The sequence below is a fragment of the Kitasatospora sp. NPDC101176 genome (assembly GCF_044768035.1).
In the GTDB taxonomy this organism is placed as follows: Bacteria; Actinomycetota; Actinomycetes; order Streptomycetales; family Streptomycetaceae; genus Kitasatospora.
Genome location: NZ_JBIWPA010000005.1, coordinates 127,846 through 148,762, shown reverse-complemented (window position 1 = coordinate 148,762; position 20,917 = coordinate 127,846). Strand labels below are relative to the sequence as shown.

The window sequence follows — 20,917 nt, the reverse complement described above, 5'->3', positions numbered from 1 at the left end:
CGGCCGTCACGGGCTCTCACCCGCGCCGACCCGGGCCATGATGTCGCAGAGCGCGCGGTCGTCGAAGACCCTTCCGGTGGGCACCCGGACGTTGGTGCGCCGCTGCCCGGTGACCGGGTGGCCGGCCAGGTTGACCCAGTAGCAGCAGTGCCGCAGCTCCAGGGCGTCCGGGCGGGCCCGCAGCCAGTGGTCGACCCGGCGCGGCAGCAGCATCACGACCAGGATGCGCGGCACCGCGACCCGTGCCCGGGCCAGCTTGCGCAGGTGGTCGTTGTCCAGGGTGAAGCTGAAGAACGGCCCGGGCGGCCCGGGCGCGATCTGCTGGGTGGCCTTGAGCTGGATCTTGACGGTGACCTCGTCGTCCACCTCGTGCTCCCGGGAGCCGTGGCTGACCTGCCAGTCGATGCCGTTGTCCGGGAACGGCTGGGAGAGCGAGCAGCCGGCCGCGGCGGCGACCGCGTGCAGGTAGCCGACCTGCAGCGTCTCCATGCAGGCGGTGACCGCGAGGTTCCCCCGCAGGACGGCCGCCGCCCCGTCGGGCTGCGGCTGCGTCAGTGCCATCTCCCCGTGGCCTCCCCCGGCTCCGGGCCCGTCCGGAACCGAACGGGACGTCCCCCCGGAGGATCCCCGGTCCGCCCTGCGCCAAACGGTTGAAAGGGCATCAGGAGCGGGTATCACCGGGGTGCGGAACGCTCGCCTGAGGGGCAGTCATGCAGCAGCACTGGTACACCGGCCCGCTCGCCTCCTTCGACACCGAGACCACCGGCGTGGACGTCGAGTCCGACCGCATCGTCTCGGCCGCCCTGGTCGTCCAGTGCGCCCCCGGCGCGGACGTCCGGACCACCACCTGGCTCGCCGATCCGGGCGTGCCCATCCCGGACGGCGCCCGTGCGGTGCACGGCATATCCGACGAACAGGTCCGCGCGCACGGGCGGCCGGTCGGCGTGGTGGTGGCGGAGGTCACCCGCGCACTGGCGGCCCAGGCCCGGGCCGGCGTCCCGGTGGTGGTGATGAACGCCCCGTACGACCTGACGCTGCTGGACCGGGAGCTGCGCCGCCACCACGGCCTGACGCTGACCGGCGGGCTGGGCGCGGCCGGGCTGGTGGTGCTGGACCCCCGGGTGCTGGACAAGCACGTGGACCGCTACCGCAAGGGCCGGCGGACGCTGACCGACCTGTGCGCGCACTACGGCGTGGAGCTGGCCGGGGCGCACGACGCGGCGGCGGACGCGACGGCCGCGCTGGCGCTGACCCGGCGGATCGGGTTCCGCTACCCGGCGGCGCTGGGCGGGCTGACCGCGGCGGAGCTGCACCTGCGGCAGGCGATCTGGCACGCGGCGCAGGCGCGGGGCCTGCAGAGCTGGTTCGACCGGTCGGGGACGCCGGAGCGGGTGGACCTCTCCTGGCCGCTGCGCCCGGCCCGGTGCGGCTGCGGCCGCCGGCTGGAGCCCGGGCACGGCTGCGAGGCGGCGGCGTAAGCGGGCCCGGACGCGCCGCAGGCCCTGACCGGTTTCCTGGTCAGGGCCTGCGTGCTGTCCGGTGGGCGATACTGGGATCGAACCAGTGACCCCTTCGGTGTGAACGAAGTGCTCTCCCGCTGAGCTAATCGCCCGGGCAACGAGAAGAACTGTAGCACCATTTGGCGGTCGTCGTACAACTCGCGCCCTCCGGGTGACGCTGGCGCACCGGCAGAACTCGCGCTCCGCGCGGAAGATGACTGATCCTCAGTCGCATTCCCACCGGCCACCGTTCGGGGATTCCGGAAATACACGTGAGGCCCAGCCGATAATCGGCTGGGCCTCACGTATCACTATGCATTCCGGTGGGCGATACTGGGATCGAACCAGTGACCCCTTCGGTGTGAACGAAGTGCTCTCCCGCTGAGCTAATCGCCCGGGTGCAGGGAAAACATTACCGCATCCCCGGGGGTGCTCCGAACACCCCTGCTGCGGCCTCCCCCGCCCCCGGGCCGGTCAGCCGCCCCCGCTCCACGGGAGCGCCAGCCCGTACCGCGCGAGGTACCAGCCGCCGGCCCCCGCGAGCACGGCGAGGCCGACGGCGGTGACGGTGAGGTTGCGGCGGCGCACCCGCGGGTCCATGGCCCGGTGGGCCGCCTCGGTGACCTTGCGGCGGGTCCAGCGCAGCACCGACCGGGCCCAGCCGAACTCGGTGGCCCAGATCCCCATGCCCAGGAAGATCACCACCCAGCCGGGGCCGGGCAGCGGCAGCATGACCACGCCGAGCACGACCACGGCGAGGCCGGCCGCGAAGACCCCCACCCGCCAGGCCTGGTGCAGCGCGCGCGAACGGCGGACGAACGCCGGGGCCCGGGAGCCGGCCCCCCGGCCGCCGTCGGCACCGGCGTCCGGGCCGGCACCGCCCGGTCCGTCCGACGGATCCGGTTCACCCGTTCCCGTGTTCCCGGCCGTCTTGTCGTTTCGCACAGTCATGCCAGGAAAGTAACCGAGAAGCGCCCGGTAATGCGGGCCCCGGCCGCTCCGCCGCGATTCCGCAATGCGCCGTAAGGGGTACGACTCGCGCCCGAATCGGGACAGAGGGGTTTACATCGGTCTTGGGGGTGGGATGGTCCGTTCGCCGACGTGCGATTCCCCGAGCGCACACTGAGCGAAAGGCCATGGCGCTTATGAACACCACGGTCAGCTGCGAGCTGCACCTGCGCCTCATCGTGTCCAGCGAGTCCTCACTGCCCGTCCCCGCGGGCCTGCGCTACGACACCGCCGACCCCTACGCCGTGCACGCCACGTTCCACACGGGCGCCGACGAGACCGTGGAGTGGGTGTTCGCCCGAGATCTCCTTGCGGAGGGGCTGCACCGACCCACCGGTACCGGCGACGTCCGGGTGTGGCCGTCCCGCAGCCACGGGCAAGGGGTGGTCTGCATCGCGCTGAGCTCTCCGGAAGGAGAAGCCCTGCTGGAGGCCCCGGCCCGCGCGCTTGAGTCGTTCCTCAAGCGGACGGACGCCGCGGTGCCCCCCGGCACCGAACACCGTCACTTCGACCTCGACCGGGAGCTGTCCCACATCCTCGCCGAAAGCTGACCCACCCGGAGGCGGTCACGCCCCGCTGTCGGCGGGGTCGTACCCCCTGCCGTCACCGCAGCCGTCCTACTCGGGGGCACGGCAGCAGACTCAGCCGCGCACGACGCGGTCTCGGGGCCGGTGACCGGCCCGCTCCTACCGGAGCGGACAGTGACACCGCAGGCGCCCGGCACCGGAGCCGGCCATCCGTACGGGTGGCCGGCCTCGCTGCCGGGCGCCGTCGGTTCCACCGGCCCGCGGGCCGCCGGCCGCCCGGTTTGCGACGCTCTGACGAGATCCGTACACGCCTTCGAAAGAACGCGCCGCCCTTCTGCCGCAAGGCCCGGTATGGTCTGGGGTAACCGTGGACGCGGGGTACCGGAGCCCCCTGCGCGAGGAGCCCCCAACGTGCTGATCACCCATGACACCGAGTGCGCGCTGAGCATCCTCGTCGAGCTGCTCAACACCGCGCCCGAGGTCTGCGGGACCGAGCGCCTGCCCGACGTGGCCGCGCTCGACGCCTTCGTGGTCGGCCAGGCGATCAGCGAGATCGACTCGCTGACCGACGACGACCTGAGCAAGGTGCACGAGCTCCGCACCCGCCTGCGCGAGGTGTTCGGGACGGAGTCCACCGCCGAGGCCGCCGAGCTGGTCAACGGGATCGTCGCGGCCGCCGGCACGACGCCGCGGCTCACCAACCACGACCACCACGGCTGGCACATCCACTACTTCGCGCCGCACGCCGCGCTCGGCGACCACCTGGCCGCCGAGCTGGGCATGGCGCTGGCCTTCATCCTCATGGCGGGCGAGCGGGAGCGGCTGCGCCGGTGCGAGGCGCCGGACTGCGCCCGGGTCTTCGTCGACCTCTCCCGCAACCGCTCCCGGCGCTACTGCGACAGCCGCACCTGCGGCAACCGGCTGCACGTCGCCGCCTACCGGGCGCGGCAGCGGTCGGCGGAGGCCGTTCCCTCCGCCTGAGCCGCCGCGCTGCGGGCGCCCGGCGCCGGAGGTCAGATGCCGCGCTTGCGGAGGATCTCCTCGATGTCGGCGAAATCGCCGAGCCCGTCGTCGCGCTTGCCCGCCGCCGGCCGCTTCGGTACGGCCGGGGCCACCGCGGGGCGCTCCGCCGCCGGGCCGGCCGCGGCCGGACGCGCCGCTGCGGCCACCTGCTCCGCGTCCGCCGCGCCCCGGCGGCCCAGCCAGCGGGTCGCGACCAGCAGGGCGGCGGAGACTCCGAGCAGCACGATGCCCGTCCAGACCCGGGGGTCGAAGACCAGCCTGGTCGCCCAGTCGGCGAACTCGTCACCGATCGTCCGGGCCACCGGGAACAGGCCCGTCAGGTAGAGCCCGGCGGGCAGCAGGGCCACCGCGAACCAGCGGGTCGCGGACAGGTAGCGCCGCCGGTAGGCCCGCAGGCCGGCCACGGCCACCCCGCCGGCGGTGAGCACGAAGCTGACCGCCGCCGTCAGCACCGGCCCGCCCCTTCGCGTCCGGTCGTCCTGGTCATCACTGCCTCCCTGTCGGCCTGCACCGGGGCGCACCGTCGGCCGGAGCGGGCGCCCACTAGTGGAACACTGGGGGGATGATCGATGGTTCCCTCCCCCGCCTCGAGTTCTGGTGCGACCTCCAGTGCCCGGACTGCCGCACCGCGCTGGACGACGTACGGGCGCTGCGCGCCGCGTACGGCGAAGCGCTGCGCATCGAGGTCCGGCACTTCCCGCTCGAGAAGCACAAGCACGCCTACGCGGCCGCGGAGGCCGCCGAGGAGGCGTTCGCGCAGGGGCTGGGGTGGCCGTTCGTGGAGGCCCTGCTGGCCCGGGTCGAGGACCTGGACGCACGCGGGCAGCAGGTGCTGCTGGAGGTCGCCCGCGAGGTCGGGGCGGACGTCGAGGAGGTCGACACCGCGCTGATCGACGGCCGGCACATGCTGACCGTCGACGCCGACCAGGCCGAGGGCCGGGCGATCGGGATCACCGGCACGCCCACCTACGTCATCGGCCGGGAGCGGCTGGACGGCGGGCAGAGCCAGGACGGCCTGCGGGCCCGGATCGAGGCCGTCCTCGAGGCGGCGAAGACCTCCTGACGCAACGTCACAGAGGCTTTCCGTAGAGGCGGTTGGTGACCCGGTAGCCGAGCGAGGCGTAGAGCCCGATGGCGACCTCGTTGTCGGCGAAGACGTTGAGCCCCAGGTCGCGCACCCCGGCGGCCAGGCACTCGCGTTCGGCCAGCAGCATCAGCGTTCGGCCGTGTCCCCGGCCCCGGTGGGCCGGGGACACCTCGACGACCATCACCCAGGCGAGCGGCGCGCCGTCGGGGAGGTCGCGCAGGTGGAGGTCCAGCCAGAGCGAGCCGAGCGGCTCCTCCGTGCCGTCCGCGCACAGCCGGCGCAGCGCGACGCCCGGGCTGTCGGCGCCCTGCGGGAGCTGGCGCAGGTGGTCCAGCTCCGACTTCGCGCGGGCCTGCTCCTCGCTCAGACCGGAGTCGACCAGGGACCGCACGTAGTGCCGGGCGGACCGGTCGAGCCACGCCGGGAACTCGGCCTGCCCGATCGGGCGGGCGGTGGCGCCGGGCGGGAGGGGCGGGGCGGCGGTCAGGCGCTTCGCCAGGTTCCTGGTCCGCTCGGTGTAGCCGAGGGTGACGGCCAGCTCCCTGGCGATCCGCGCCGGCTCGGGGACGTCGGCGTCCAGCCGGGTGCAGCCCCAGCTGCGCAGCACCTCCTCCGCGGCCAGCGCGCCGAACGTTCCGCGGCCCCGGCCGCGCCCTTCTCTGACCTCCAACTCCGATATCTCGCCCCAGAGTTGGGAGCCGTGCCGGACGGCGGTGGTGCGCAGCGCGCCGACCGGGTGGCCGTTGGCGCAGATCTGCCAGCGCCTGGTGCGGCCGCCGGCGGCAGTGGGTGTCTCGGGACCCTCGGGACGCAGCGTCGTGGTCATGTGGTGGTCCCTTCCCCGTGCTCGGATCCCTCTACCCCGGATCCCTCTACCCCGGTGGCCGGACCGCGTCGGCGGTGCGGCCACCGGGTCCGTCGCCGGGCCGGAGTCACGGGCCGGGGCCGGGGCCCGAGTCACGCGCCGTCGTCACGGGTCGAGGTCGTCCCCGCTGCGCTCGGCGAAGACGGCCATCGCCTTGGCGGTGACGGGGCCGACGCCCGGCAGTTCACGGTCGTCGACGCGGGTCACGGCCTGGACGTCGCGGGTGGTGGAGGTCAGGAAGACCTCCTCGGCGTCCTGGAGCGCGCTCAGCGGCAGGTCGGCCTCCTCGGCGCCGCACCAGTCGACCACCAGCCGGCGGGTGATGCCGGCCAGGCAGCCCGACTCGAGCGGCGGGGTGAGCAGCCGGCCGCCGATGACCACGAAGACGTTCGAGCCGGTGCCCTCGCAGAGACGGCCGGCGGTGTTGGCGAAGAGCGCCTCGGAGGCACCGACGCGGTGGGCGGCCGCCAGGGCGACCACGTTCTCGGCGTAGGAGGTGGTCTTGAGGCCGGCGACGGCGCTGTGCTCGTTGCGGCGCCACGGGACGACGGCCACGGCCGTCTCGTCCGGGCGACGGTCGATCGCGCCGAGGGCGACGACCAGGGTGGGGCCGGTGGTGCCGCGCTCGGAGCCCAGCGGGGCGTTGCCACCGGTGTAGGTGATCCGCAGCCGGCCCAGCGGGACCGGGTTGGCGGCCAGGACCTGCGCGCAGGCCTCGCGGACCAGGTCGTGGTCCGGGTCGGCCAGGCCGAGTCCGCGGGCGGAGCGGGTGAGCCGGTCGAGGTGGCGGGTGACCGCGAAGGCCCGTCCGTCGACGGCCTTCATGGTCTCGAAGACCCCGTCGCCGGTGGTGAGTCCGTGGTCGAGGACCGAGACGGCGGCGTCGGCGGAGTCGACGAGCGTCCCGTTGACCCAGCTCGTGGTGGGGTTCTGCATGGAGGGCTGCTCCTAGGGCGGGAGTCGGGGGTGGCTTACGTCCCGGTCGGGTCGGTTTCGCCGCCCGACGCTATCGCGACCAGCCGGGCGGCCTTCAGTTCGGTTTCCGCCCACTCGCGGTCGGGGTCGGAGCCCCAGGTGATGCCGGCGCCGGTCCCGAAGCGAAGCACGGGGGCCGCCGGGTCGCTCCGGTCGATCCAGAAGGTGCGGATGCCGACGGCGAGCTCGCCCTCGCCGCGGTCGGCGTCCACCCAGCCGACGGCACCGCAGTAGGGGCCGCGCGGGGCGGTCTCCAGGGCCTCGATGATCCGCAGGGCGCTCGACTTGGGGGCGCCGGTGACCGATCCGGGCGGGAAGGTGGCGGCGAGCAGCTCGGGCCAGCCCGCGCCCTCGCGCAGGGTGCCCTCGACGGTGGACACCAGGTGGACCAGCCCGGGGTGCTTCTCGACGGCACAGAGGTCGGGGACGGTGACGCTGCCGGTGGCGCAGACCCGTCCGAGGTCGTTGCGGACCAGGTCCACGATCATCACGTTCTCGGCGTGGTCCTTGTCGAGGAGGTCATCCTCGGTGCGGCCGGTGCCCTTGATCGGCCCCGAGGAGACGGTGCGGCCGGTGCGGCGCAGGTAGAGCTCGGGCGAGGCGGTGGCGATCTCGACGCCGTGCGCGGGGAGCCGGATGGTGCCCGCGTAGGGCGCGGGGTTGCCGTGGGCGAGCAGACCGGTGAGGGCGTCGACGTCGCTGAGCTCAGGGTCGGGCAGCGGCGCGGAGAGGACCCGGCAGAGGTTGGCCTGGTAGACCTCGCCGGCGGCGATGTGCTCGCGTATGCGGCGCACGCCCGCGGTGTAGGCGGCCCGGTCCAGCGAGCTCTGCCAGTCACCGGCCTCCGGTCCGCGCCAGCCCGCTCCCGAGGGCGGTGCGGGGGCGAGGCGGACCTCGTCGAAGCGCGCGCAGGTCAGCCGGCCCTCGAAGTCGTAGGCGACGGCCCAGTGGCCGGTGGAGTCGAGGGCGGCCGGGTCCGAGGTGACGTCGCGCAGGCCGGTGGCCAGGCGGCCGCCGAAGCGGGCGAGCGGGGTGCGGGGGTCGATCGGGCCGGACACGGTTCTCCTGCGCGGTGGTGCTGGGCGGCGGTGCCTGAAGTGTAGGTCGGGGGCGCGGGTCCGGCCCGGGGGGCGTGAGCAGCTCCGGAGGTCGCGCGGGTATGCGCCAGGTGGCCTGCGGATGATCGTCCGGGAGCGCCGCAGGTGGCGGCCGGTGACCGGCTCCGGGGCCCGGCCGGACCCCCCTCCGCAGGCATCCCCTCGGCACGCTGCGGGAACGGATTTTTAGCTGGCCCGGGAATCCGCTAGAGTTCAACACGTCGCCAGGGAGCGCAGCCGAAGAAAAGCGGTGAAGCCCCCGGGAGACAGGCGGACGTGGCTCAGTTGGTAGAGCATCACCTTGCCAAGGTGAGGGTCGCGAGTTCGAATCTCGTCGTCCGCTCGATGGAGAACAGTGTAAGATCGTTCTTCGTGTGTTGCCTGGTGGAGTGGCCGAGAGGCGAGGCAACGGCCTGCAAAGCCGTGTACACGGGTTCAAATCCCGTCTCCACCTCCAAGAGGACGACCGGTTCCACCGGACGACCTCCCCGCGCGATTAGCTCAGCGGGAGAGCACTACCTTGACACGGTAGGGGTCACTGGTTCAATCCCAGTATCGCGCACGTCGGATCCTTCGGGGTCTGCTGCAGGACCGCCACACCAGGCGCGATTAGCTCAGCGGGAGAGCACTACCTTGACACGGTAGGGGTCACTGGTTCAATCCCAGTATCGCGCACGTCGGATCCTTCGGGGTCTGCTGCAGGACCGCCACACCAGGCGCGATTAGCTCAGCGGGAGAGCACTACCTTGACACGGTAGGGGTCACTGGTTCAATCCCAGTATCGCGCACAGCAACGGCCGGGGCCGTGATCCGTGAGGATCACGGCCCCGGCCCTTCTGCGTTCCCCCGGCGGTCCGATGACGTTGCGCGGCGGGGCCCCGGAAGGGGGCGTGGGTTCCCGGCGCGGTCCCTGGAGGGGGCTCGTGGGGCCGGGGTCCGGGGCTGCCCGGCCCGGGAAAGGGGAAGAGCCGCGTACGGTCGCCCTCACCGACGTCCGTACGCGGCGTCTCCGCCTGCCGGGGTGCTCTGCGCACCGCTCCTCGCCCGTCCGCGTGTCAACGCGGCCGCGGCCTCCCCGGCGGCACTGCTCCCCGTCCCCAGGGGACCAGTGCCCGTTCTGTGGCCGGCCCCTGCGGGCCGGAGTGTGGTTCCCCTCGCGGGTGGTCGCTCTCAGCGCGAGATCAGGTCGGCGACGGCCTGGGCCTGGTTCGCCATCTGGTCCCAACCGCCGAACAGGATCACCAGCAGCACCGCGCAGGGCAGCGCCATGGCGAGCGCCACCGCCGGGTGCCTGGTCGGCTGCTCCGTCGACCGGGACTGGGTGAAGGCCGGCCGACGGCGGCGGGGGGTTCCCGTGAGCTGCGGTGCCATGCCCTTGCTCCTGTGATCCGGTCGAGTTGGCGCGGTGGACGGCTTACCTCGGGGGACGAGCTCCCCGTCCACCGCTGACCACAACGCTATGGCTCGGGGGGCCGTTCGGGCGTCATGCCGTCGTACTGTTCCGCGGGCATCCCGGAGTATGACGCCCGGACTCGGGGCGTACTACCGGAGGGGGAGAGAGCCTTCGCCGCACCCCCGGGGGAACCCTGAGGGGCAACCCCGAGAAACGATCCGGCACCCCTGTGACCTGCGGGTCAACGCAAGATCCGACAATCGCACGGCCGCTTGAGGTGTTGCGTATCAGCACACCGCAGCAGGCAGTCCGTAAGCTGTGCCAGACAGGAACTGACGATGCCCCAACCGACGGGGCCTCACCCACGGGCTGACGGGGACGGAACATGGCGATGATGCGGCTGAGGCGTGAGGACCCCCGCATCGTCGGGCCGTACCGTCTGCACCGGCGACTCGGCGCCGGCGGCATGGGCGTCGTCTACCTCGGCTCCGACCGCCGCGGCCAGCGCGTCGCTCTCAAGCTCATCCGCGCCGAACTCGCCGAGGACCAGGAGTTCCGCACCCGCTTCGCCCGCGAGATCGCCGCCGCCTCCCGCATCCGCGGCGGCTGCACCGCCCGCGTCGTCGGCTCCGACATCGAAGCCGACCGCCCCTGGCTGGCCACCGCCTACGTGCCCGGCCCCTCGCTCTACAAGCGGGTCGGCGACGAAGGGCCGCTCAGCTGGCCGGAGGCCGCCCGGATCGGGGCCGCCCTCGCCGACGGCCTGGTCAAGGTGCACGAGGCCGGGGTCGTCCACCGCGACCTCAAACCCTCCAACATCCTCCTCTCCCCCCGCGGCCCGCGCATCATCGACTTCGGCATCGCCTGGTCCCGCGGCGCCAGCACCCTCACCCACGTCGGCACCGCCGTCGGCTCCCCCGGCTTTCTGGCACCCGAACAGGTCCGCGGCGCCGCCGTCACACCCGCCACCGACGTCTTCGCCTTCGGCGCCACCCTCGCCTACGCGCTCACCGGGGACACCCCGTTCGGATCCGGCGCCTCCTCCGAGGTCATGCTCTACCGGGTCGTCCACGAGGAACCCGACCTCTCCGCGCTACCGCCGCAGCTGGCCCCCCTCATCCGGGCCTGCCTCGCCAAGGAGGCCGCCGAGCGGCCCGGCGCCGCCGCCCTGCACGAGCGGCTCAGCGAACTCGCCGCCCGCGGCGCGGCCGCCGGGGCCCCTCGCGCCACCCGGCCCGGACCGGGCCGCGGCGCACCGCCCGCACCCGCACCGGGGGGACCGCCCGCGCCCGACGCGGCGCGGCACGGCGTACCCGCACCCGGGCGCTCGCCCGAACCCGCGGCGGCCCGGCCCCGCGCGGCGGCGACGCGCCGCCCGCAGGGGTCCGCGGCACCGCTCCCCCGCCCCGAGCCCACCCCGGTGACCCGACGGCTGCAGGAACGCCCGCAGACCCCGCCGCCCGGCCGTCCCGGGCCCCGCGACCGGGGACGCCCCCGCGACCGCCAGCACACACCCGCCCCCGGCGGGCGCCCCGGAAGCGCCCGGCAGCGGCTGCTGCGGCAGCGGATCGTGGTCTTCGTCACCGTGACGATCGGCGTCGCCCTCGCCATCGCCGCCGCCCAGGGCTGCGAGAACCGCAGCAACCAGGGTCTGCGGCCCCCGGCCTCCCCGGCCGTCAGCGCACCGGCTGCGCCGAGCGGGTCGGCGGGCGGTTCGCCGAGCGGGTCGGCGGGCGGTTCGGCGGGCGGGTCGGCGGGCGGTTCGGTGGGCGGGACCTCCGTGGACGTGGCCGCCGCGCCTCCGGCCGCCGCCCAGCCCCAGGCCACGCCGCTCGCGGCGCCGGCGGCCGTCCGGCCCGGGGAAAGCGCACTGGCTCCCCCGCAGGGAACGGGCCCGGCCGTGGACTGGCCCAACCGCAGCTACCCCGACGGCGCCGGCGGGCCCGGCATCGCCTTGCGGGACGGCCGATCGGTCGGCGGCGGCCCGCAGGTCACCCTCAGCGCGGTACTGCCGGCCCGGTACAAGGGCTCCCCGGCGACGGTGGTCGTCCTGCGCCGGACCGAGGGCTCGGTGCCGGTGGACCTCGTCCAGCTCTTCGCCTTCAGCGGGGACACCCCGGCCGCGGCCTCCTCCCGCTCCTCCGCGGCCGACCCACAGGCGGCGGCCGCCTGGCGGCTCGACGGCGGCACGGTCGTCCGTGACGAACGCGCGCCCGGCGGCGCCGTCACCTCCACGCGCTACACCGTCCGCGCCGACGGCACCCTGGAGGAGTCCTGGCCCGGCGCCTCCACCCCCGGCACCCCACCGCCCGCCGCCGCCCCACCCCCGCCGACCTCCCCCACCGGCTGACCCCACAACCACCCAGGAAGTCGGCCCGGCCGACTTTTCGTGCCCGCGCCGGACCCTGAACCACGAAGGCACGGGCCACAGCTGGCATGCCGCCCGGCTGCACGGAAAGTCGGGCAGGCCGACCTTTCGTGCCCAGGGTGAACCACCAGGGCATTACGGCCATCGGATCCGCACCAACTGGCCCGGTTGCGTGCGCAGGAAGTTGTCGGCGACGGCTCAGTGTGGGGCCAGGTTCGGCGGTTCAGTTGTGGGCCATCCGTAGTCTCGTCGGATGTGTCAGTCGTTGCTGCTGGTGACGGTGCGGCCGAGTTCGCGGCCGCGCATGCGGTAGGACTCGCCTTTGAGGGAGTGGGCCTCGGCGTGGTGGACGAGCCGGTCGATCATGGCGGCGGCGACGGTCTCGTCGCCGAAGGTCTCTCCCCAGCGGCCGAAGGGCTTGTTCGAGGTGACGATGACGCTGGCCCTCTCGTAGCGGTTCGAGATCAGTTGGAAGAACAGGGTTCGCTGCCCCGGACTCGAAGGGGATATACCCCACCTCGTCGAGCTATGCCGCTATCGGCATAGCTAGACCTATGCCGAGACGGCAACTATGCCGAAGGTGCACTCGAAATCGCTGGTCGGACCTTCAGGAGGCGGACCCGTCATCGGCATAGTCCCGGGCCAGGTCGTACTCATCGACGTCGAGGACGGCGCCGGTGAGATGGAGAAAGTTGAGCACGTCGCGGCCAAGATGCCAGCCGAACAGCTTCGGGGCCTCGGTCGGGCCCCCGCCGAGGTGCGGCGGGGGCCCGGTCGACTATTCGTGCCCATCGCGAACCATCGAAGCACCACTGGCACCAGGCCACAGTGGATCCGTCGTGGCCTGGTGCCACGCAGGAAGTCGGGCGGGCCGACTTCCGACGCCCCGGGCGCGCCACCCCGACCATCACAGACGCCGGTTCCACACCAACTGGTCCGGCCGCTCGCGTAGGAAGCGGGAAGTCGGGCGGGCCGACGTCTCGTTCTGGGGTAGTACCGGATCCGCGCCTGCCGTCCAGGGCATCCCGCATGGGAAGTCAGACAGGCCGACTTTCCGCGTCCGAGGCGGACCACCGAGTCGGGGGCGTCCCGCGCGGGAAGTCGGGTAGGCCGACTTCCCGCGGCCGTAGCCAAGCCCGGGAGGTCGCCGCTGGGCGCACGGAAAGTCGGGCGGGCCGACGTCTCGTGGGGGGGTGGAGTATCGGATCCGCGTCGAGCGGCCAGGCATTCCGCATGGGAAGTCGGACAGGCCGACTTCCTGCAGCCGAAGAGGAGCCCGGAAGTCGGGCGGGGAGACCTTTCGTGGCCACAGGGAGCCGCCGAAGTGCCGCGGGCACCGGACGGGGTGGGCCTGCCGTTCGGCCGGGTGGGAAGTCGGGTGAGCCGACCTTCTGCGGCCGAAGGCCAGCCCGGAAGTCGGGCGGGGCGATGTCTCGTGCTGGGGGTGGAGCGCCCGGATCCGGGTCGGGCGGCGGGGGGTTCTTGCGTGGGAGGTCGGGGAGGGCGACGTCCTGTGCGCGAGGCGACGGCTGGGGGGCTGCCGCCTGGTGGGGCGGCTTTTCGGTCGGCGGCGGGGTCAGGGGGTGGGGGCGGTGACGGCGTAGAAGGACACTGCGGCGGCTGCGCCGACGTTCAGGGAGTCGATGCCGTGCGCCATCGGGATGCGGACGGGCTGGTCGGCGGCCGCCAGGGCCGCGCGGGTGAGGCCGTCGCCCTCGGCGCCGAGCATCAGGGCCGCCCTGGGGAGCCGGTGCGGGGAGAGGGTGGCGAGGTCGACGGCGGTGTCGGCGGGGGTGAGGGCCAACAGGGTGAACCCCGCGATGCGCACCGCGTCCAGGGCCGCGGGCCAGGGATCGAGTCGGGCGTAGGGCACCGCGAACACGGCCCCCATGGAGACCTTGACGGCGCGCCGGTAGAGCGGGTCGGCGCAGTCCGGCGAGAGCAGGACGGCGTCCATGCCTAGCGCGGCCGCGCTGCGGAAGATGGCGCCGAGGTTGGTGTGGTCGACCAGGCCCTCCAGGACGGCGACCCGGCGGGCCCCGGCGAGCAGCTCGGCGGCCTCCGGCAGCGGCTTGCGCTCCATCGAGGCGAGGGCGCCGCGGTGCACGTGGTAGCCGGTGACGGCCTCGGCGAGCCCCGGCTCGACGACGTGCACGGGGGCGTCGGCCTCGGCGATGACGTCGGCCATCACGTCCAGCCACTTGGCGGTCAGCAGCATCGACCGCATCCGGTAGCCGGCGGCGAGGGCGCGGCGGATGACCTTCTCCCCCTCAGCGATGAACAGGCCCTCGGCGGGTTCGCGCCGGCGGCGCAGTTCGACGTCGGTCAGGCCGGTGTAGTCGCCGAGGCGAGGGTCGGCGGGGTCGGTGATGGCACGGGGTTCGGACACCCTGCGATCTTGCCAAGGCGGGGCGGCGAAGGCCAAACGGCCCAAGCGGTCGGATCCGCTGGCCTTGGCTCTCCGCCAGCCATAGTGCAAATATGACCGTATGGCCCGTTTTCCGGGTCGATCCTGGGCTCCGTCGGCCTCTGGTGCTACTGGTTCCGCCGGCCCCTCCGGTGGGCGCCCATACGGTCGGCAACAGCTGCCACGCGCGAAACGGCCGTGGCCCGTCAAGCACCGGTCGGTGGCCGGGCAGGTCTTCGCGCTGCAGATCCTCGTCGTGCTGCTGCTCGTGGTGGCGGCCGCGGTGGCTCTGGTGGTGCAGTCCCGCAACGACGCGAACAACGAGGCCCGCAACCGGTCGGTGGCGGTCGCACAGACCTTCGCCAACTCGCCGGGCATCGTGGCGGCGCTGCGCTCCCCCGATCCCACCGCGATCCTGCAGCCGAAGACGCAGTCCGCGCGGGTCGCGGCGGGCGTCGACTTCATCGTCGTGCTGAACAACGACGGCGTCCGGCTGACCCACCCCAACCCCGCCAGGATCGGCCAGAAGTTCATCGGCACCTACGAGCCCGCCCTCCAGGGCCAGGTGGTGACCGAGGAGGTCACCGGCACCCTCGGCCCGCTGGTCCAGGCCGTCGTCCCGGTCTACGCGCCGGACGGCTCGGTGGCCGGGATGGTCTCGGCCGGCATCACGCTGGCCAACGTGAGCACCGCGAGCGAGCGCCAGCTACCGGTGGTGCTGGGCGCCGCCGCGGGCGCGGTCGGGCTCGCCACGCTCGGCACCGCGCTGATCAGCCGGCGGCTGCGGCGGCAGACCCACGGGCTGGGCCCGGAGGAAATGACCCGCATGTACGAGCACCACGCGGCCGTGCTGCACGCGGTGCGCGAGGGCGTCATGATCGTCGGCGGCGACGGGCGGCTGATCCTCTGCAACGACGAGGCCCGGCGGCTGCTGGACCTGCCGGCGGACGCCGAGGGCCGGCCCGTCACCGAGCTGGGCCTGGAACCGGCCCCGCTGGAGCTGCTCACCGCCGACCGCCAGGTCACCGACGAGGTGGTCATGGCCGGGGAGCGGCTGCTGGCCGTGAACGTCCGGCTGACCAGTACGGCGGGCGGTCCGCAGGGCTGCGTCGCCACGCTGCGCGACTCCACCGAACTCCTCGCGCTCTCCGGCCGGGCGGAGGTCGCCCAGCGCCGGCTACGGCTGCTCTACGACGCCGGGGTGACGGTGGGCAGCTCGCTGGACGTGACGCGCACGGCGGAGGAGCTGGCGCAGGTGGCGGTGCCGCGGTTCGCGGACTTCGTCACCGTGGACCTGGCGGAGCAGGTGCTGGCCGGCGAGGAGCCGCCGCCGGGCCCCTCGATGGGACGGATGCGGCGCGCCGCGTTCGCCGGGATCCGGGACGACGCGCCCTTCTACCCGGTGGACACCGTGCTGGACGTGGTGCCGGAGACGCCGCTGGCCGGGGCCCTGCACAGCGGCAGACCCGGGCTGGAGCCCCGGCTGGCGGACGCCCGGGACTGGCGTGAGCAGGATCCGGAGCGGTCCGCGAGGGTGCTGGCGTACGGGGTCCACTCGCTGGTGCGGGTGCCGCTGCGGGCCCGCGGGGTGCTGCTGGGGGTGGCCCGGTTCTGGCGCTCGGACCGGCCCGAACCGTTCGAGACGGACGACGTGGCGCTGGCCGAGGAGCTGGTGTCGCACGCGGCGGTGTGCATCGACAACGCCCGCCGCTACACCCGCGAGCACGCGATGGCGGTGACCCTCCAGCACAGCCTGCTGCCGCGCAACCTGCCCGCGCAGAACGCGCTGGACGTCGCGCACCGCTACCTGCCGGCCCAGGCCGGTGTCGGCGGCGACTGGTTCGACGTGATCCCGCTGCCGGGCGCACGGGTGGCGCTGGTGGTCGGGGACGTGGTGGGGCACGGCCTGCACGCGGCGGCGACGATGGGGCGTCTGCGGACGGCGATCCACAACTTCTCGACCCTGGACCTGCCGCCGGACGAACTGCTCGGACACCTGGACGAGCTGGTCAACCGGATCGACCAGGACGAGTCCGCGAGCGGCTCGGACGCGGCGCTCGCCGGGGCGACCTGCCTCTACGCGATCTACGACCCGGTGGCGCGCCGGTGCACGATGGCCAGCGCCGGGCACCCGCCGCCGGCCGTGGTGGCCCCGGACGGCCGGGTGGTGTTCCCGGAGCTGGCCACCGGCCCGCCGCTGGGGCTTGCGGTGCTGCCGTTCGAGACCGTCGAGCTGGACCTGGCGGAGGGCAGCCGCCTGGTGCTGTACACCGACGGTCTGGTGGAGGACCGCCAACGGGACATCGACGAGGGGCTGGAGCTGCTGCGCGCGGCGCTGACCGGGCCGCCGCGCACGCCGGAGCAGACCTGCGCGGACGTGCTCGGGGCGATGCTCCCGGAGCGCCCGCCGGACGACATCGCCCTGCTGGTGGCCCGGACCAGGGGGCTGGCACCGGACCAGGTGGCGGAGTGGGAGGTGCCCTCCGACCCGGCCGCGGTGGGCGCCGTGCGGTCGTCGGTGGCGGAGCGGCTGGCGTCGTGGGGGCTGGACGAGGCGGCGTTCGTCACCGAGCTGATCCTGAGCGAGCTGGTGACCAACGCGATCCGCTACGGCTCCGGGCCGATCCGGGTGCGGCTGCTCCGGGACCGTGCGCTGATCTGCGAGGTCTCGGACGGCAGCAGCACCTCGCCGCACCTGAAGTACGCGGCGACCACGGACGAGGGCGGGCGCGGGCTGTTCCTGGTCGCCCAGTTCGCGGACCGCTGGGGGACGCGCTACACGGCGACGGGCAAGGTGATCTGGACGGAGCAGCCGCTGGAGTAGCCCGCCAGGGGCCCGGCCGCCGGTGCGGCGGCCCCGCGCGGCTCCGGGGGCGGGGCCCGCCCCGCCGCCCGCCCCGGAACCGCGCGGCGCTCAGCTGCGGAAGGCCGCCGCGAGCACGTTGACCACGTCGCCGACGACGATCACCGCCGGCGGCTTGATCCGCTCCGCCTCGACCACGGCGGCGACGGTGGCCAGGGTCGCGTCCACCCGCCGCTGGGCGGCGGTGGTGCCCTCCTGGACGATCGCCACCGGGGTGTCGGCCGGGCGCCCGTGCTCCACCAGGCGGGCGGCGATCGCACCGATCTTGTCCACCGCCATCAGCAGCACCAGCGTGCCGCTCATCTGCGCGGCGGCCGCCCAGTTGGTCAGCGAGCGCTCGTCGTCCGGACCGACGTGGCCGGAGATGACGGTGAACTCGTGCGTCATGCCCCGGTGGGTGACCGGCACGCCCGCCGCCGCCGGGACGCTGATCGAGCTGGAGATGCCGGGCACCACGGTGACCGGCAGCCCGGCCTCCGCACAGGCCAGCAGCTCCTCGCCGCCGCGCCCGAAGACGTACGGGTCGCCGCCCTTGAGCCGGACCACGAACTTGCCGGCCTTGGCGTGCTCGACGAGCGTCCGGTTGATCGCCTCCTGGGCCATGAACCGGCCGTACGGGATCTTGGACGCGTCGATCACCTCGACGTGCTCGGGCAGCTCGGCGAGCAGCTCGCGGGGGGCCAGCCGGTCGGTGACCACCACGTCGGCGTCGGCGAGCAGCCGGCGGCCGCGCACGGTGATCAGGTCAGGGTCGCCCGGGCCGCCGCCGACCAGGGCCACGCCGGCACCGTGCGCACGGAACTGGCGGGCGGCCAGCGAGCCGTCCCGCAGGCCGTCCACGATGGCGTCGCGCAGGCCCGCCGAGTGGCGCGGGTCGCCGGTGAGCACCGCGACGGTGGCACCCGCGTCCCGGCCGCTGGCCGGCGTCCAGGCGGTCGCGGCGGAGGCGTCGTCGCTGCGGGCGCAGAACACCCGCTCGCGCTCGGCCTCGGCGCTGACCGCCCCGTTGACCTCCGGGTCGTCGGTGGCGACCAGGGCGTACCAGGCACCGGCCAGGTCGCCGTCCCGGTACGGGCGGGCGTGCCAGGTCAGCTCGCCGGCGTCGGCCATGGCCTGGACGGCAGGGGTGGTGGCCGGCGATATCAGGTGCAGGTCCGCACCCGTGGCGATCAGCGCCGGGAGCCGGCGCTGCGCGACCTGGCCGCCGCCGACCACGACCACGCGGCGGCCGGCGAGCAGCAGGCCGACCGGGTAGGGCGTGCGTCCTTCGGTGCTGGGGTGCGGGGTGGGCGCGGTCATCGGCGCTGCTCCTGAATCGGGGGTGCGGGTGTGGGGGTGGGGGTACGACGTGACGCCGCTCCGCGGACCGGCGCGCCCTCGGGCCGGTCCGCGGAGCGGTGACGGGGTGCGTCAGGCCTTCTCGGTGACCCCGGCGGAGTCGAAGGTGGCTACATCGTGCATCGCCCGGGCCGCACTCTGCACCAGCGGCAGGGCCAGCAGGGCACCGGTGCCCTCGCCGAGCCGCAGGTCCAGGTCGATCAGCGGACGCAGGCCGAGCTTCGCCAGCGCCGCCTGGTGGCCGGGCTCGGCCGAGCGGTGGCCGGCGATGCAGGCGGCCAGCACCTCGGGGGCGATCGCCTTGGCCGCCAGCGCCGCCGAGCCCGCGATGACCCCGTCCAGGACCACCGGGGTGCGCAGCGAGGCGGCGCCCAGCAGGAAGCCGGCGATCGCGGCGTGCTCCAGTCCGCCGACGGCGGCGAGGACGCCGATCGGGTCCGCCGGGTCGGGCTGGTGCAGGGCCAGCGCGGCGCGGATGACCTCGATCTTGCGGGCGTGGGTCTCGTCGTCGATGCCGGTGCCGCGGCCGGTGACCTCGGCCGGGTCCAGGCCGGTGAAGACCGAGATCAGGGCGGCCGAGGCGGTGGTGTTGGCGATCCCCATGTCGCCGGTGACCAGCGCCTTGTTACCGGCGGCGACCAGGTCGCGGGCGGTCTCGATGCCGACCTCGACGGCCTGCAGGACCTCCTCGCGGGTCATCGCCGGGCCCTGGGTCATGTCGGCCGTACCGGGCCGGACCTTGCGCGGCAGCAGACCGGTGGTGCGGCCCTGCTGGATGGCGTCCGGCAGCTCGGCGGCCACGCCGACATCGACCACGCAGACCTCGGTGCCGATCTGCTTGGCGAAGGAGTTGATCACCGCTCCCCCGGCCAGGAAGTTGCCGACCATCTGGGCGGTCACCTCCTGCGGCCAGGGGGTGACGCCCTGGGCGTGCACGCCGTGGTCCGCGGCGAAGATCGCCACGCAGGCGGGCTCCGGGATCGGCGGCGGGCACTTGCGGGACAGCCCGGACAGCTGCGCGGAGATGATCTCCAGCATGCCGAGCGATCCGGCCGGCTTGGTCATCCGCTTCTGGCGGTCCCAGGCCTCGCCGAGCGCCTTGGCGTCCAGCGGGCGGATCCCGCGCAGCGTCTCGGCGAGCAGGCTCTGCGGCTCCTCGCCCGGCAGGGCGCGGTTGCCGTACTGCTCCTCGTGGACGACCCAGGACAGCGGGCGCTTCTTCGCCCAGCCCTGCTGCTCCAGCTCGGGCTCGTCCGGGAAGCTGTCGACGAAGCCGACGCAGAGGTAGGCGACGACCTCCAGGTGCTCGGGCAGACCGAGCTCGCGGACCAGCTCCTCGTCGTCGAAGAAGCTCACCCAGCCGACGCCCAGGCCCTCGGCGCGGGCGGCCAGCCAGAGGTTCTCGACGGCCAGGGCGGCCGAGTACGGGGCCATCTGGGGCTGGGTGTGCCGGCCCAGCGTGTGGCGGCCGCCGCGGGTGCGGTCGGCGGTCACCACGATGTTGACCGGCGTGTCGAGGATGGCCTCGATCTTGATTTCCTTGAACTGCTTGGCCCGGCCCTTGGGCAGCGAGTCCGCGTACGCCTCGCGCTGGCGCTCGGCCAGGGCGTGCATCCGGCGACGGGTCTTCGCCGAACGGATCACCACGAAGTCCCAGGGCTGGGAGTAGCCGACGCTGGGCGCGGTGTGGGCCGCCTCCAGGACGCGGATCAGCACCTCGTGCGGGATCGCGTCCGGGCGGAAGCCGTTGCGGATGTCACGGCGCTCGCGGATCACCTGGTGGACGGCCTCGCGGCCAGCCTCGTCGAAGCCGGGGGCGGCCGGGCCGCGCGGCTCGGCGGGCTCCTCGACGGCCGCCTCGACCGCGGGCTGCTCCTCCGGCTGCTCGGCGGACTGGCCGGCGGGCTGCTCGGGCGCCCCGGCGTCGGCGGCCACGGCCTCCGCCGCGGCATGCTCCTCGGGCGCCGGCGCCTCCACGGCCTCCACGGCCTCCACGGCCTGCTGGGGCTGCTCGGCCTGCTCGGCGGCCGGGGCCGCCTCCTGACCGGCCTCCGCCGTGGCGGGCACCTCGGCCTCGGCGGCGGGTTCGGCGGCGGGTTCGGCGGCGGGCTCGGCGGCGACCTCGGCCACGGCCTCGGGGGCCTGCTCCACGACCGGCTCCACGACGGGCTGCGCCTCCGGGGCCTCCTGCACCGCAGGGGCCTCGGCCGACTCCACCGACTCCACCGACTCGACGACCACGGGCGCCTCGGCGGCGGCCTCGACGACGGGCGCCTCGCCCTCGGCGACGGGAGCCGCCTCGGGGGCGGACTGCGGTCCAGCGGCCTCGGCGACGACCTCGGCCACGGGCTCGGCTGCGGGTTCGGCGGCGACCTCGGGGGCCTGCTCCACGACCGGCTCCACGACGGGCTGCGCCTCCGGGGCCTCCTGCACCGCAGGGGCCTCGGCCGACTCCACCGACTCCACC

16 protein-coding genes, 7 tRNA genes and 1 pseudogene are annotated in these 20,917 nt (G+C 74.3%); 11 read left to right on the top strand and 13 right to left on the bottom strand.

The features are described from left to right. Positions 1-6: 6 nt before the first annotated feature. Complete coding sequence (locus tag ACIRS1_RS10410) at positions 7-561, bottom strand: DUF4365 domain-containing protein (RefSeq protein ID WP_360208844.1); 555 nt, start codon at positions 559-561, stop codon at positions 7-9. Positions 562-710: 149 nt separating this feature from the next. Between ACIRS1_RS10410 and ACIRS1_RS10405 the strand changes: the two genes are divergently transcribed. Then, on the top strand, positions 711-1,478 hold the full coding sequence (locus tag ACIRS1_RS10405) for an exonuclease domain-containing protein (protein WP_360208841.1): 768 nt from the start codon (positions 711-713) through the stop codon (positions 1,476-1,478). Positions 1,479-1,540: 62 nt separating this feature from the next. Here ACIRS1_RS10405 and ACIRS1_RS10400 read toward each other — a convergent pair. The 3 genes from ACIRS1_RS10400 to ACIRS1_RS10390 form a co-directional block, all read right to left on the bottom strand. Next, positions 1,541-1,612: transfer RNA gene (locus ACIRS1_RS10400), tRNA-Val, on the bottom strand. Between the two features lie 211 nt (positions 1,613-1,823). After that, positions 1,824-1,895 (bottom strand) — tRNA-Val (locus tag ACIRS1_RS10395). 78 nt (positions 1,896-1,973) lie between these two features. Next, positions 1,974-2,450: a TIGR02611 family protein gene (locus ACIRS1_RS10390; protein ID WP_402838353.1), complete on the bottom strand. Its 477-nt coding sequence runs from the start codon at positions 2,448-2,450 to the stop codon at positions 1,974-1,976. A 194-nt stretch (positions 2,451-2,644) separates the two neighbouring features. Between ACIRS1_RS10390 and ACIRS1_RS10385 the strand changes: the two genes are divergently transcribed. Then, positions 2,645-3,058, top strand: a complete 414-nt coding sequence (locus tag ACIRS1_RS10385) for an SsgA family sporulation/cell division regulator (RefSeq protein ID WP_030056266.1) — start codon at positions 2,645-2,647, stop codon at positions 3,056-3,058. Positions 3,059-3,445: 387 nt separating this feature from the next. Next, a complete protein-coding gene (locus tag ACIRS1_RS10380; protein ID WP_360208835.1) occupies positions 3,446-4,015 on the top strand; it encodes a CGNR zinc finger domain-containing protein in 570 nt (189 codons plus the stop codon). 32 nt (positions 4,016-4,047) lie between these two features. Here the strand turns inward: ACIRS1_RS10380 and ACIRS1_RS10375 are convergent, their stop codons facing one another. After that, complete coding sequence (locus ACIRS1_RS10375; protein ID WP_402838351.1) at positions 4,048-4,509, bottom strand: hypothetical protein; 462 nt, start codon at positions 4,507-4,509, stop codon at positions 4,048-4,050. Positions 4,510-4,619: 110 nt separating this feature from the next. Between ACIRS1_RS10375 and ACIRS1_RS10370 the strand changes: the two genes are divergently transcribed. Next, positions 4,620-5,120: a DsbA family protein gene (locus ACIRS1_RS10370; protein ID WP_402838349.1), complete on the top strand. Its 501-nt coding sequence runs from the start codon at positions 4,620-4,622 to the stop codon at positions 5,118-5,120. Between the two features lie 7 nt (positions 5,121-5,127). On the opposite strand, the gene ACIRS1_RS10365 is transcribed toward ACIRS1_RS10370, so the two are convergent. From ACIRS1_RS10365 to ACIRS1_RS10355, 3 genes are all read right to left on the bottom strand, one after another. Next, positions 5,128-5,970: a GNAT family N-acetyltransferase gene (locus ACIRS1_RS10365; RefSeq protein WP_402838347.1), complete on the bottom strand. Its 843-nt coding sequence runs from the start codon at positions 5,968-5,970 to the stop codon at positions 5,128-5,130. 144 nt (positions 5,971-6,114) lie between these two features. Continuing rightward, a complete protein-coding gene (locus tag ACIRS1_RS10360) occupies positions 6,115-6,945 on the bottom strand; it encodes an aminotransferase class IV (RefSeq protein ID WP_402838345.1) in 831 nt (276 codons plus the stop codon). Positions 6,946-6,980: 35 nt separating this feature from the next. Continuing rightward, positions 6,981-8,042 carry a chorismate-binding protein gene (locus ACIRS1_RS10355; protein WP_402838343.1) on the bottom strand — a complete coding sequence of 354 codons (1,062 nt, stop codon included), beginning with the start codon at positions 8,040-8,042 and terminating at the stop codon, positions 6,981-6,983. A 309-nt stretch (positions 8,043-8,351) separates the two neighbouring features. On the opposite strand from ACIRS1_RS10355, the gene ACIRS1_RS10350 reads away from it, so the two are divergent. From ACIRS1_RS10350 to ACIRS1_RS10330, 5 genes are all read left to right on the top strand, one after another. Beyond that, positions 8,352-8,424: transfer RNA gene (locus tag ACIRS1_RS10350), tRNA-Gly, on the top strand. A gap of 40 nt (positions 8,425-8,464) precedes the next feature. Then, a tRNA-Cys gene (locus ACIRS1_RS10345) sits at positions 8,465-8,538 on the top strand. Between the two features lie 33 nt (positions 8,539-8,571). Then, positions 8,572-8,643 (top strand) — tRNA-Val (locus tag ACIRS1_RS10340). Positions 8,644-8,684: 41 nt separating this feature from the next. After that, positions 8,685-8,756: transfer RNA gene (locus tag ACIRS1_RS10335), tRNA-Val, on the top strand. A gap of 41 nt (positions 8,757-8,797) precedes the next feature. Beyond that, positions 8,798-8,869 (top strand) — tRNA-Val (locus ACIRS1_RS10330). 382 nt (positions 8,870-9,251) lie between these two features. Here the strand turns inward: ACIRS1_RS10330 and ACIRS1_RS10325 are convergent. Beyond that, positions 9,252-9,452 carry a hypothetical protein gene (locus tag ACIRS1_RS10325; RefSeq protein ID WP_360208819.1) on the bottom strand — a complete coding sequence of 67 codons (201 nt, stop codon included), beginning with the start codon at positions 9,450-9,452 and terminating at the stop codon, positions 9,252-9,254. 407 nt (positions 9,453-9,859) lie between these two features. Between ACIRS1_RS10325 and ACIRS1_RS10320 the strand changes: the two are divergent. Further along, a pseudogene (locus tag ACIRS1_RS10320) lies at positions 9,860-11,155 on the top strand (serine/threonine-protein kinase); the annotation flags it as partial. Between the two features lie 945 nt (positions 11,156-12,100). Here ACIRS1_RS10320 and ACIRS1_RS10315 read toward each other — a convergent pair. Beyond that, a complete protein-coding gene (locus ACIRS1_RS10315) occupies positions 12,101-12,307 on the bottom strand; it encodes an ATP-binding protein (RefSeq protein WP_402838634.1) in 207 nt (68 codons plus the stop codon). Positions 12,308-13,418: 1,111 nt separating this feature from the next. Next, the gene (locus ACIRS1_RS10310) at positions 13,419-14,231 is read right to left on the bottom strand and encodes a TrmH family RNA methyltransferase (RefSeq protein WP_402838341.1); all 813 of its coding nucleotides are present in this window, start codon (positions 14,229-14,231) and stop codon (positions 13,419-13,421) included. A gap of 100 nt (positions 14,232-14,331) precedes the next feature. On the opposite strand from ACIRS1_RS10310, the gene ACIRS1_RS10305 reads away from it, so the two are divergent. Then, entirely contained in the window at positions 14,332-17,073 is a 2,742-nt protein-coding gene (locus ACIRS1_RS10305; protein ID WP_402838339.1) for a SpoIIE family protein phosphatase, read from the top strand. Positions 17,074-17,163: 90 nt separating this feature from the next. Here ACIRS1_RS10305 and cobA read toward each other — a convergent pair whose 3' ends face one another. Both cobA and cobT read right to left on the bottom strand, forming a co-directional pair. Beyond that, on the bottom strand, positions 17,164-18,411 hold the full coding sequence (gene cobA / locus ACIRS1_RS10300; protein WP_360208811.1) for a uroporphyrinogen-III C-methyltransferase: 1,248 nt from the start codon (positions 18,409-18,411) through the stop codon (positions 17,164-17,166). Positions 18,412-18,522: 111 nt separating this feature from the next. Then, on the bottom strand, positions 18,523-20,917 hold a 2,395-nt coding region (cobT, locus tag ACIRS1_RS10295; protein WP_402838337.1), incomplete at its 5' end, for a nicotinate-nucleotide--dimethylbenzimidazole phosphoribosyltransferase.